The organism is Candidatus Melainabacteria bacterium RIFOXYA2_FULL_32_9, assembly GCA_001784615.1.
Lineage (GTDB): Bacteria > Cyanobacteriota > Vampirovibrionia > Gastranaerophilales > UBA9579 > UBA9579.
Map to the genome: position 1 here is coordinate 1 of MFRQ01000046.1, position 11756 is coordinate 11756.

General features: G+C 32.7%; 13 protein-coding genes. 9 read left to right on the forward strand and 4 right to left on the reverse strand.

Translation table 11 applies throughout. From position 1 onward, the window contains the following. Positions 1-295: 295 nt before the first annotated feature. The 4 genes from A2255_06805 to A2255_06820 are packed head-to-tail and all read right to left on the reverse strand — an operon-like array spanning position 296 to position 2980. Positions 296-1141 carry an energy-coupling factor ABC transporter ATP-binding protein gene (locus A2255_06805; protein OGI21978.1) on the reverse strand — a complete coding sequence of 282 codons (846 nt, stop codon included), beginning with the start codon at positions 1139-1141 and terminating at the stop codon, positions 296-298. A gap of 14 nt (positions 1142-1155) precedes the next feature. Then, positions 1156-1935 (reverse strand): cobalt ECF transporter T component CbiQ, encoded by a 780-nt coding sequence (locus A2255_06810; protein ID OGI21979.1) that lies wholly within the window; start codon positions 1933-1935, stop codon positions 1156-1158. Then, positions 1932-2213 carry a cobalt ABC transporter substrate-binding protein CbiN gene (locus tag A2255_06815; GenBank protein OGI21980.1) on the reverse strand — a complete coding sequence of 94 codons (282 nt, stop codon included), beginning with the start codon at positions 2211-2213 and terminating at the stop codon, positions 1932-1934. The genes A2255_06810 and A2255_06815 overlap by 4 nt, the downstream gene beginning before the upstream one ends. Before the next feature lie 2 nt (positions 2214-2215). Next, positions 2216-2980, reverse strand: a complete 765-nt coding sequence (locus A2255_06820; protein ID OGI21981.1) for a cobalamin biosynthesis protein CbiM — start codon at positions 2978-2980, stop codon at positions 2216-2218. Between the two features lie 263 nt (positions 2981-3243). On the opposite strand from A2255_06820, the gene A2255_06825 reads away from it, so the two are divergent. From A2255_06825 to A2255_06865, 9 genes are all read left to right on the forward strand, one after another. Next, positions 3244-3768: a bifunctional adenosylcobinamide kinase/adenosylcobinamide-phosphate guanylyltransferase gene (locus A2255_06825; protein ID OGI21982.1), complete on the forward strand. Its 525-nt coding sequence runs from the start codon at positions 3244-3246 to the stop codon at positions 3766-3768. Positions 3769-3778: 10 nt separating this feature from the next. Next, positions 3779-4423, forward strand: a complete 645-nt coding sequence (locus A2255_06830; protein OGI21983.1) for a hypothetical protein — start codon at positions 3779-3781, stop codon at positions 4421-4423. An 82-nt stretch (positions 4424-4505) separates the two neighbouring features. After that, positions 4506-5573, forward strand: a complete 1068-nt coding sequence (locus A2255_06835) for a hypothetical protein (protein ID OGI21984.1) — start codon at positions 4506-4508, stop codon at positions 5571-5573. Continuing rightward, the gene (locus tag A2255_06840) at positions 5570-6973 is read left to right on the forward strand and encodes a cobyric acid synthase CobQ (protein ID OGI21985.1); all 1404 of its coding nucleotides are present in this window, start codon (positions 5570-5572) and stop codon (positions 6971-6973) included. Before A2255_06835 ends, A2255_06840 begins: the two co-directional genes overlap by 4 nt. Next, positions 6973-7905 carry a cobalamin biosynthesis protein CobD gene (locus A2255_06845; protein OGI21986.1) on the forward strand — a complete coding sequence of 311 codons (933 nt, stop codon included), beginning with the start codon at positions 6973-6975 and terminating at the stop codon, positions 7903-7905. The genes A2255_06840 and A2255_06845 overlap by 1 nt, the downstream gene beginning before the upstream one ends. A gap of 27 nt (positions 7906-7932) precedes the next feature. Continuing rightward, the gene (locus tag A2255_06850) at positions 7933-8799 is read left to right on the forward strand and encodes a hypothetical protein (GenBank protein OGI21987.1); all 867 of its coding nucleotides are present in this window, start codon (positions 7933-7935) and stop codon (positions 8797-8799) included. Continuing rightward, positions 8796-9539, forward strand: a complete 744-nt coding sequence (locus tag A2255_06855; protein OGI21988.1) for a hypothetical protein — start codon at positions 8796-8798, stop codon at positions 9537-9539. The genes A2255_06850 and A2255_06855 overlap by 4 nt, the downstream gene beginning before the upstream one ends. 2 nt (positions 9540-9541) lie before the next feature. Next, entirely contained in the window at positions 9542-10915 is a 1374-nt protein-coding gene (locus A2255_06860) for a hydrogenobyrinic acid a,c-diamide synthase (glutamine-hydrolyzing) (protein ID OGI21989.1), read from the forward strand. 16 nt (positions 10916-10931) lie between these two features. Then, positions 10932-11606 (forward strand): hypothetical protein, encoded by a 675-nt coding sequence (locus tag A2255_06865; protein ID OGI21990.1) that lies wholly within the window; start codon positions 10932-10934, stop codon positions 11604-11606. Positions 11607-11756 lie beyond the last annotated feature (150 nt).

Genomic DNA, 11756 nt, shown 5'->3' on the forward strand with positions numbered 1-11756 from the left:
TGATAATCCTAATGACTTAGATACAGCTATAATAAACGGAATTACTAAATTGAATAATAAGACGTGAAAACTTTTTGTTACCTACTTATTTACAAATCTTACCACTAGTACTCTGACCAATTAATTATGGAGATGGGAATGTTTTCGTAGGAACCTTGCCTGTGCGAAGCTAACAGGCACAGTGACGGAGAAAATATTCCCATCGAAATTATTCGGTCAATCCACTAGATATCGAAATTACTTGATCATAGAACATTAAAAAACTAAAAGCATACTTAAAAGACAAGTATGCTTTTTAATATGCTTTAACGTTTGCATTCAGAAGTTCAAATAATTCTGTTTTTGTTCTAGGTATAAAAGACTGCTTATTTATATAGTTATTTCTTGTAAGTTCATTGTAAATATCTAGAATAACTGGAGATGTAAGATTAGCGCATTCAAGTACTTCAGGGTCTCTAAATATTTCTTCAGGATCTCCTTCTTTTAACAGCATTCCATCTTTTATTACTATTATGTTATCAGCCCAGGCATATGCTATATCAACGTCATGGGTTGATAATATTACTGTTACACCATTTTTATTTAATTCTGTAAGGAAATCCATTATTTGAATTTTATGTTTAGGGTCAAGATAATTAGTTGGTTCATCAAAAATAATGACTTCAGGCTCCATGGCGATAATACTGGCTATAGTTACTCTTTTTTTCTGACCGTAACTTAAGAAATGAGTTGGCTTATCCTGTAAATCTGATATACCTGCTGCTTCTAGAGCATAATTTACATACTGTTCAATTTTTTCTCTTGGAAATCCAAGATTCATGGGGCCAAAAGAAACTTCCTGTGAAACGCTTGCAGAAAATAATTGTGTATCTGGATCTTGAAATACTATTCCAACGCATTTACGTAGTTCTGTTAGAGATTTTTTGTCGTATTTAACTTCCTGATTTTTAAATAAAATTTTTCCCTTATTAGGTTTTAAAATACCGTTAAAGTGTAGAAAAAGTGTGGATTTTCCTGCTCCATTTTCTCCTAAGAATACTGTTTTTTTCCCTTTTTCTATTTTTACCGATATTCCCTTGAGAGCCGCAACATCTCCAGCGTAATTGAATATGATATCTTTTGCTTCCAGTATATATTCCATTAAATCCTCTCCAGTTAGATTATTTTCCTTGAAAGTAATTCCAGAAAGATAAGTGACGCTTCAATTAAAATAATAAAAGAAATACATCGGTAAGAAAACTTGTATTGTTTCTCTATAACATTTAATTGTCCAGTATAGCACCTGGATTCCAGTGATACAAATAAATCATTTACTTTTTTATAAGAAAGTATAAAAAGTCGGGAAATTAAGTGCCCTAGAGATCTATACTGATTTTTTAGGGTTGAATAGCCCAGTCTTGAAGATTGTGATGTATGAATTCTACCTGCTATTCTAACTAATATAAATATTAGCCTGTATATAAGGCTGACTAATTCAAGAAAAATCTCTGGAAATTTAAGTTTTCTCAGAACAGATATTATGTCTACTAATGGAGTGGTTAGAGAAAGGAAATAGAGGCAGGAAACTGATCCAAATGATCTAAGAAATAATTTTGCAGAATAAACTATACTTTGATGAGTTACTCCGAAGTGAACCCCTAACATATTAATGCTCCATAAAGCTTTATCCGGGTTATCTATTATATTCATTGTTACTGAAATTACACCTAAAAATAAAAAGCTAAGAGGAATCAGCATAAGCTTGAGATAAAATTTGTAAGGTATTCCTGCTTTAAAAATGGTAATAAAACTCATCATTAATACTATTAACACTGGAATAATAATTGAGCTGGAAGTTAGACAAATAATCATTGTTAGTGCAACAAACATAAGTTTTTCCAGAGGATGTATATTTGTTAGTCGATTAGTATAAGCACATTTGTCTATATAAATCATTTCTGTTGGTTTTTCCTTCCATGAGCAAGGCCAATAAAGTAACCTATAAATCCGGCACCAATTGCAGCTTGAAGAGCAAATAATAAACTTTCAATTTCACCGCTGGGAGGCTTCCATAATGGCTTAAACCAGGGCTTGTAGTTATTATTTATTGAACTGATTATTTCTTTAGTTTGGCTATCAACACCTGCAAATTCTGCATTTTTAATGGTAACCAGTGGGATCGCCGATATAATAATAACTAGTACAATAAGAATTATATTTTTAAATTTGCTCATTTTCAGGTTTCTTCCGATTTTGAGTTGGGATTTTTGTCAGCTAATACGTTAAGTTCCATAAGTTCAGTTAAATTGTAAGTAGAGAGAAAGTTGAATATTAATACAGTAAGTAAGCCTTCACTAATAGCAAGCGGAATTTGAGTTAGAGCAAAGACACCCATGAATTTTATAAATGAAAGTTCAAATCCACCTGTAGGAGAAGGAAACGCCAGCGCTAGTTGAAATGATGTGGTTATATACGTAGTCAAGTTCCCTAATGCTGCTGCTAAAAATATGCATAACCATCTGGGAGAATTAAATTTACTAAAAAGTTTATAAATCCCAAAAGCTATAAATGGGCCTACTACCCCCATAGAGAAAATATTAGCTCCTAATGTTGTAATTCCGCCATGGGCCAGTAATAATGCCTGAAATAATAATACTATACTGCTCAATACAGTCATGATTATAGGGCCAAACAGGATAGATCCAAAGCCCACTCCTGTAGGGTGTGATGAGCTTCCTGTTACTGAAGGAAGTTTTAATGCTGAAAGAACAAACGTAAATGCCCCTGCAAGGGCAATAAGCATTTTAAGCTTTGGATTAGTATTAGTTATTTTTTGAATTGAGATAAGTCCGGCTATAAGGAATGGTAATGATAATACAGACCAGAAAACACACCATTTTAAAGGCAAAAACCCTTCCATTATATGCATTGCAAATACTGGCTGTGGCAAAAATAAGATAATTGCTAAGCTAATTAAGAAGTAAGACTTTATTTTAAACATTTGTCAATATTCCTAAACGTTTATTGTATATGAGATCCAGTTTCTGCTTTTTCTATATTACAGCATTTTTGTATAAAATTGAATTATAAAATTTGTAGTAAAGACTAATTGTTAATAGTTTATTTAAAGTATCTAAGATATCTGGATTTATAGTATCATTAAGTCATGCTTTTTGAGATTTAGCTGATAAAAGTTAATGAACAATTTTATAGAGTTTACGGTTAAACATTTCTGGAAATCTTAATTAAATAGGAAAATTTAAAATGGGTAAGATAACTTTTGTTCTTGGTGGAACAAGAAGTGGTAAAAGCAGTTATACAGTTAAAACAGTAGAAAAATTAAGTGAAAGAGTGGCATATGTTGCTACTTGTGTGCCTTATGATGATGAAATGCATGAAAGAGTTAGGCTGCATAAACAAGAGAGGCCTAGCACATGGATAACAATTGAGGAGCCTGTAAATCTTGTTCCTAAGTTAAAAGAAATTGACTCTCAGGTTGATGTGATTATTCTCGATTGTCTTACGCTTTTTGTGACTAATCTTTTAATGGACAGCAATCTTGAAGAAGAAGCAATAAAAACTAGAATCCATGAAACTATGTCAGCTTTACAAGAGGTTAAATATGATTCATTCATTGTATCTAATGAAGTAGGTTTAGGCATTGTGCCTGATACTCCTCTAGGTAGAAAATTTAGAGATGTAGCAGGAAGAGCAAATCAAATTGTAGGTGAATACGCTGATGAGATGTTTTTTGTAGTCTCAGGTGTGCCTATGAGAATTAAAGGATAAGGTGTCCAGGATGCTAATCCAGGGTAAGCATGCTCAGGTCAAATTACATAAGGAGAAAATTAGAGTTATTAAAACTTACGAAGATTCTTCTTATGTAGATAATGAGTATTTTGCGTTGGATTTTCTGGCTAAACAGGGAATTATGGATCTTAATCCAGAGAAGGAATCAGTTTATACTATTTCAATGGATTGGATTAAAGAAGCTGAAAGCCCAAAGATGGATACTCCTGATGAGAGAGATTATTTAGTTGAAAATTTGGTGTCATATCTGAAAAATTTACACTCTAATTCATATAAGGTTTATGGCTTATATATTACCCATGAAGACTTATTTTTAGATAATTTTCTGGTCTGTAATAACTCAAATATATTGTATTTTATTGATTGGGGATTATCTAAAAAAAGAGAAACCGTATATCCTGATATAGCTTCAGCTTTACTTGGGGCTTTTAATGACTATCCTGAAGAATATAAATTATTTTTGACGAAATATTTTGGCAGTTTATCTAATGTTGATTTAAAGGCAATAAATACATACATTATGAGCTTGTATCAAGAATATAATCTAATTAGAGAAAATAATAATCTTGAAACGGACTCTTTGAAATTAAGATTGAGGAATGCTCAGGAAGTAATCAAGCAGTTGTCTTCTTAAGCCAGAAACAGGAATTTGCATATGGTTATAATTAGCCTGATAATAAGTAATACATTGTTTACCTCTAACCAGGAGGCTAATTATGTTTTCTAAGTATAAGCATGGTGGCGGGTATCGTCAGGCTGCTTTAAAAGAAGGTATTAATTGGAAATTGGCTACGGATTATTCCACTTCGATCAACTGGAAGGCTACTGAGTTTTATCCAGAACATTTAATATATCTTCATCAGGAAAGCATAGAATATCCTGATGCGAATTATACTGAGTTAACAGAGTTAATAGGGGAAACATATAATTTATCCCCTGAAAGTTTTTTATTGACGCACGGGGCAAATGAGGCAATTTCAAGTTTGTTTCATATGTTTTTACTACAGGATTACAAGGATAAACAAGTAGTTTTAGTTGGTTCTACTTATTCTGAGTATAACAAATATACTGATTTAAATGGATTTGACAGTGTTAAATTAAGTTTTGAAGATTTTAACTCCAAATTGAGTAGTTTAAAAGATAAAATAATTGTAATTGTAAACCCTAATACTCCATTCGGGTTTTATTTTGATCTCAGGCATCACGTTGAAAAGCTGCTAAGCCAAGGTTCAATTGTTGTAATTGATGAAAGTTTCATAGATTTTACAGAAAAACCTTCAGTCGCTGACATTATTCATCCTAATCTCTATATTATAAAATCACTTACTAAGTTCTACGGCTCAGCTGGTGCAAGATTAGGACTTGTTATTAGCAGTAATCCCTTATTAAAAAGCTTTTTAAGTGTACTCTTACCTCCCTGGAATATTTCTGCTTATGATAATTGGTTTTACAAAACCATGTTAATTCATTACAATAAGATAAGAAAAGCAACTTTAGAGTGGGTTAATGAGATTAATAGCGAGATTGATAAGATTTTAAAAGGGTCGAAAAATGTATTATATTTCCCTGAATCTGTAACAAGTTATAGAACTTTAGAGATAAGTGAGAAATTTCTAATAGAAAACAATATAGAGGACTTCAGGAAGTTCTTTTTGAAAGAATATAATGTCTATATAAGACCCACAGCAGACTTTTTTGGCTGCTCTAAAAATTCATTTAGAGTCGGATTAAGGTTACCGCAAGAGAATATACCATTATTAAAAGCAATAAAGGATATAGGATGAGTATTCATAAAAATTTGTTATTTATAGGAACCACTTCTAACGCTGGTAAAACTTTTATAACTGGTTTTGCAGGAAAAATTCTTAAAGAAAAATTTGGAATAAAAACTTGTCCATTTAAAGCTCAAAATATGTCTAATTATGCAATTGTCTGTGAATATAACAAGGAAATATCAATAGCTCAAGCTTCTCAAGCGCATTTAATGAATGTTGAACCAAAAGCAGATATGAATCCGGTGTTATTAAAACCACTAGGAGAAGGTCGTTCGCAGGTTATTGTAAGAGGAGTGCCGAAGAAGATTACTTCTGCTCGCACTTATTATCAGGAAATTGATACCCTAAAGCCTGAAGTAGATGCTGCTTATGAAAAATTAAAACAGGTTTTTGATATGCTAGTTATTGAAGGTGCAGGATCTGGTTTTGAGTTAAACCTAAAAAACAGAGATCTTGCTAATCAGCACATGATGGAAAAAGAAGATGTCAATACTGTCTTGATTACTAATATAGAAGATGGTGGTGTATTTGCGTCAATTTTAGGTTCTTATCAATTGATGTCTGATGACATTAAATCAAGGTTTAAAGGGGTAATTATAAACAACTTTAGAGGTGATGTTACTCTCTTTGATGAAGGTAGAGAAATAATTGAGAAATGGGGTATTCCTGTCTTAGGAGTTATTCCTAATATTAACTATGGTTTAGATAGTGAAGATTCACTCGCTATAATGCAAAGTTATGATGATAAGAATCGAGACCTCGTTCAAGTTGGTGTCATAAAATATCCAAGGGCAAGTAATATTAATGATATAGAACCATTAGTACATGATCCTAATGTACAGGTATCTTTTATAACTCAGAGAACAAATCTTGATATATTTGATAAAGTCATATTACCAGGATCAAGAGCAGTGCTGGATGATTTGAGATGGCTGAAAAAAACAGGTATCGCTGAAGATTTAAAAAATACTAAAGCGGAAGTTTATGGAATATGTGGCGGATATCAAATGCTGCATAAACAAATTAATGATCCGCTTGGCTCTGAAAGTGGAGTTGGTGATCCTGAAAGCGAAGCAGGGTTAGGTTTTATCCCGGGTACTATCGAATTCAAACAAGAAAAAGTCTTAAAAAGGCAAGACTATTCCTTATATGATGGAATAATAGCTCACGGTTTTGAAATGCATACAGGCATATCAGACAGTCATCCTGTATTTTTTGATTCACCTAAGATAAAAGGCTCAATGGTTCACGAAATTTTCCATAATGATAATTTTAGAAACTGGTGGTTAACACATAATACAGGAAAGACTTTGCAAGAATGGAGCTTTAGTTCCTGGAAAAAAGCTGTTCAAGATAAAGTATCTTTACGAATAGAAGAGATAATTAATTGGGAAAGGATGCTAGGATAATGATCTGGGGCGATAGCTGGATTTTAATAGTTATAATAGCGGTAATAATTGACCTTATTATTGGAGAATTGCCTGGAAAGCATCCTGTGCAGTATCTAGGTGATTTTATTAAATGGTTTGAAAAGGTAGCTTATAAAGATTCAGTAATTAGAGGATTCATTTTAGCTGTACTACTTATTGCTTTAGTTGCTACAATTACAGCTTTTGTGCAAACTCTTGTTTTAGTTCTGCCTTTGATACCAGCTGTTATAATATTAGGAATATTTGCATCTACAGGATTAGCAAGTAAAACATTAAAAAAATATGTAAAAAAAGTATTATTTGCGGCTAATGATGAAGAAAGAAGAGAAAATTTAGCTATTATTGTAACTAGAAATACAAAATTATTGGATGATAAAAAGGTTTATAGTTCATTAATTGAGTCTCATGCTGAAAACTTATCAGATGGAGTTGTGGCTCCATTAATTTATTTAATTATGTTTGGATTTCCAGGACTTATGGTCTATAAAACCATCTCTACTCTTGATTCAATGATTGGGTACAAAAATACAAGATATGAGAATTTCGGCAAAGTTTCAGCTATGGTTGATGATGTAATGAATTATATTCCATCAAGAGTAACTGCATTTATAATATGGATATTAAGTAATGAAAGAATATCCTGGAAGAAATTAACTGTAGAGGCAAAATTGTATAGTTCAAGCCCCAATGCAGGATATCCTGTTGTTGCAGCAGCGTACAATCTTGGTGTTAAATTGGGTGGGCCTGTGTATTATGGTAATGATTTAGTCAATAAAGCTGAAGTTGGACAGGAAAAAACTGATAATTACGAACAAGCTGCTAAGAACTTTTTAGATGTTCATATGAGACTAGATTTAATAGTATTGCTAGTTCTAGTTTCATTCTTAGCACTTAAAGTATTTATAATTTAGGAAATTATTCAGGAGAAATATAATCTAATGAAAAGATTAAGGCATTATGATAAAGATTTAGCGGTTGTACTCTCAGTTTTTGGATCATCAGATGATTCAGCAATGGAGCAGTATTTACAGCTAAAGCAAGAAGTGGAGCAAGCAATACCTGATGAAATAGGAGTTAGGATTGCTATATCATCAAGAACAGTTTTAAAAAAGCTAGAGAAAAGAGGGCAAAAATGCTATACTCTGGCAGAACAGCTAGCAAATCTTGACAGGTTAGGGCATAGAAAGGTAATTGTAAGCTCAATTAATGTGTTTCCAACTGAAGAGCATAGGTATTTAGAGCGTATTGTGGATGCTTTTAAAAATATATCAGACAGATACGAGATAACAGTCCCGCTTTTTTCAAGGTCTAAGAAGACAAATGAATTTTTAGATTATCTGAATAGTGAATTGCGTGCTAAATATAATGTATCAAACATTGTTTATATAGCTCATGGAGCACCAAATCTCAGCTCTCCAGGCAGTCAGGCTTTTACTTATGTAAGAGATTACCTTCAAATGCTAAATCATAGAAACTTTTTTTATACTATTGAAGGATCATATCCTTATAAAAAAGAATTTTTACTAAAAGAAGTAGAGAAACTAGATCAAGTAAATGGTAAAACTAACGACATTCTGGTTGTTCCATTACTTCTTGTGGCAGGAATTCACAGCAAAAATGATATTCAGGAAATTAAGGATGAATTGTCAGAAAATTTTGACAGAGTAGAAATTCCAAAAGATTTCCTGAGTAATGGTGATTTTTCACTTCTAAAGTTACAAAAAACAAGAGAATATTTTATCGGTGAAATCATGACCGGTATAAGTTGGTTAATTTGCAGATGTTGTAATAAGGAGAAGCAATGACGGCTAAATTTTATATAATTTCATTAGGACCTGGAAATCCTGAGTTAATTACAATTCAGGCGCTTAAGGTTTTAGAGGATTGTGATGTTATTTTTGTACCTGTTAGATCTTCTAATCTAGAGTGGAAGGGGTCTGTAGCGTATCAAATCCTAAAAAATATATATAATACTCATGAAAAGTGGTTTAAAGGCTCAGCTGAATCTTTTAATTTCATTAAAAGCTGGGAAGAAAAATTTGCTCCTATTTATACTCCAATGATTTATGATCCTGATAGTTGGAAAGATCAGGTAAGCCAGATTGTAAATGCTTGTAATTCTAATGCTAAGGTTGGATTTGTAACCCTTGGAGATGCTGGTTTATTTAGTTCTGCTTATTATCTCCTTGGTATAATTGATGGACAATATCCAAATATTTCTCAAAACACTGAAGTGATACCAGGTATAAGTTCAATTTCCTACGCATCTTCACTGGTTAAAAAACCTTTATGCTTAGGTAATTCTCAATTAGAGATTGTTCCTATGCATACTGAAGAAATACAGTCTACAAAGGTTTATATGAGGCTTCATAAAGGTGATGATGTAAGTAATTTAGAAGGTAATGATTTATATTACTTTGAAAATCTTGGTTTAGAAAATGAATCTTATAATAAAGGTACACCCGGAATTATTGAGAATTACCTGACAGTAATAATAAATTTTGCTTCACAAGCTGCTCCATCTATGAAAGATAAGGAGAAATAAATATGAAAGCTGTAGCAATATCAGCTTTATCATCAGGACAAGGGAAAACCATGTTTACCATGGCTCTTTTACACTGGTTGAAAACTAATATAGGTTCAGTGAGACCTTATAAAGTCGGACCTGATTATATAGACCCCAGATTTCACGAAAAAATTACAGGCGTAGATTCTATAAACCTTGATCTGTATATGATGACTGAAGATGAAGTCAAGAGTACCTTTTTATATTATGCAAAAGGCGTAGAAAACCTTGTTATAGAAGGTGTTATGGGTTTTTATGACGGGATAGATTATGGTACTTCTACTTACGAAGTTACTAAGGCTGTAAACGTGCCAACTATACTGGTTGTTTCTGCTGAAGGATCTTATGCTACCATAGTTCCCACTTTAAAAGGAATGATGGAATATAAGCCTAATAATACTATTCAAGGTGTTATTCTGAATAAACTGTCTTCTGAAAAACATTTTCAAACTATAAAAAATCAGATCAAAAAGGAGCTCCCACAGTTAAATATTCTGGGATGGATTCAAAAAAGCCTTGATACTATTTCATCTCGTCATCTTGGGCTGGATTTAACGGAGCTTAATAACGAGAAACTTAGTGAGCTTTCTGAATCTGTAATGAAAAACATTGATATTCCTGAACTATTAAAGTTTATGGAGTATAAGAATGAAATAGAAGTTAGAGCTGATTATTGGCTCCATGAAGTTGATGAAATAAAGCAAACTTGCGGAAATTTAACTCTTACAGTAGTTAATGATGAAGCATTTTCTTTTATTTATCCACAGAATCTGCATTTCTTTGAAAAAGTATTTGGAAAAGTGCATAGAATTTCAGCTTTAAATGATGAAGAAATCCCTTCTGGTACTGACATTGTATATATTCCAGGTGGATACGTAGAAACTCCTGAAGTAGCACCAATTGTGCATAAGGCTACACGCTTTAAACAAAGTCTTCAAAAGTTTGCAAGTAATCCTGACAAAAAAATCTATGCAGAATGCGCTGGTCTAATGTTTCTTGGTGAGAAAATTCAAACAACAGATGACAAGTGGATAGAAGGAGCTGGAATTCTGCCGTTAAACTTCGAAATCCAAAAAATTAGACATAGATTAGGTTATTATAAAGCAGTAGACAAGAATAATCTGAATATATATAAAGGGCATGCCTTCCATTATTCACGTCCTGTACCTGTGAATGAAGATCTCTCAGGTATAAAATGGGGATTATTTAAAGAAAGAGATAAAAAGGCAACAGCAGGGGCCTGGACTAATGAGAATAAGAATGTTCTAGGCACTTATTTGCATTCACTGTTCTTTAATCAGCCGGATTTGGTATTAGAGTATTTGACTCCCAGTGTTCTACCCCCGAGAGTTTAAGAGGAGATATATAATGATTGATTTTGAAATAAAACAGCCGGAAATAAAAGATCCTGAGGAAATTGAGAATCTCTCTATGAAAACTATAATGTCTGAAGTTAAGGAACATCCAAGGTTTCAGGAATTTACGCTTGATCAACAAAAAGTTGCACAGAGAATGATCCATACTACTACTTGCTTTGATCAAGTTACTAATAATATTTATTTCTCAAAAGGTGCTACTGATGCTGTCAAACATTTTTTAAGTAACGGTGCGGCTATAATTACCGATACAAATATGATTAAATCAGGGTTAAGTAAGGTTTATACCGAAAAATTCCAAAATCGTGTATTATGCTACGTTGCAGAACCGGAAGTTAAATATCTTGCTGAACAGGACGGGACTACAAGAACAGTTGCAGCAGTTAAGAAGGCTCTAGCAGAGCTAAAAGATACTCCTGTAATTCTAGCCTGTGGAAATGCCCCAACATTTTTATATGCTGCAATAGAATATCTGATAAAAAATGAGCGAGATTTAGCCAATGTTATATTTCTTGCTATGCCGGTAGGCTTTGTAAATGTTGTAGAAAGCAAGGAGTACACCCTTGATTTTATGAATAAAACCGGAGTAGAGGGTATTATAATGAAAGGCAGATACGGCGGATCTCCTTTATTAGTAAGCTGTCTGCATGCTTTGTATAAACTAATATGATTCAAGTTATAGTGTAAAGTCTGCATTGTCATTCTGAACGCAGTGAAGAATCTCATGAATAAATCTATAGTAAGGAGGTAACAAAAAATACTTACGCATAAAGTGATATTGTCATTGCGAGGAGGGCTGAAAGCCCGACGTGGCAATCCA

Bases quoted from the DNA above. Each gene is read 5' to 3' on its own strand.
- A2255_06830 (OGI21983.1), top strand. From the start codon at position 3,779: ATGCTAATCCAGGGTAAGCATGCTCAGGTCAAATTACATAAGGAGAAA.
- A2255_06815 (OGI21980.1), bottom strand. From the start codon at position 2,213: ATGAGCAAATTTAAAAATATAATTCTTATTGTACTAGTTATTATTATA.
- A2255_06810 (OGI21979.1), bottom strand. From the start codon at position 1,935: ATGATTTATATAGACAAATGTGCTTATACTAATCGACTAACAAATATA.
- A2255_06860 (OGI21989.1), top strand. From the start codon at position 9,542: ATGAAAGCTGTAGCAATATCAGCTTTATCATCAGGACAAGGGAAAACC.
- A2255_06825 (OGI21982.1), top strand. From the start codon at position 3,244: ATGGGTAAGATAACTTTTGTTCTTGGTGGAACAAGAAGTGGTAAAAGC.
- A2255_06820 (OGI21981.1), bottom strand. From the start codon at position 2,980: ATGTTTAAAATAAAGTCTTACTTCTTAATTAGCTTAGCAATTATCTTA.
- A2255_06805 (OGI21978.1), bottom strand. From the start codon at position 1,141: ATGGAATATATACTGGAAGCAAAAGATATCATATTCAATTACGCTGGA.
- A2255_06855 (OGI21988.1), top strand. From the start codon at position 8,796: ATGACGGCTAAATTTTATATAATTTCATTAGGACCTGGAAATCCTGAG.
- A2255_06840 (OGI21985.1), top strand. From the start codon at position 5,570: ATGAGTATTCATAAAAATTTGTTATTTATAGGAACCACTTCTAACGCT.
- A2255_06835 (OGI21984.1), top strand. From the start codon at position 4,506: ATGTTTTCTAAGTATAAGCATGGTGGCGGGTATCGTCAGGCTGCTTTA.
- A2255_06845 (OGI21986.1), top strand. From the start codon at position 6,973: ATGATCTGGGGCGATAGCTGGATTTTAATAGTTATAATAGCGGTAATA.
- A2255_06850 (OGI21987.1), top strand. From the start codon at position 7,933: ATGAAAAGATTAAGGCATTATGATAAAGATTTAGCGGTTGTACTCTCA.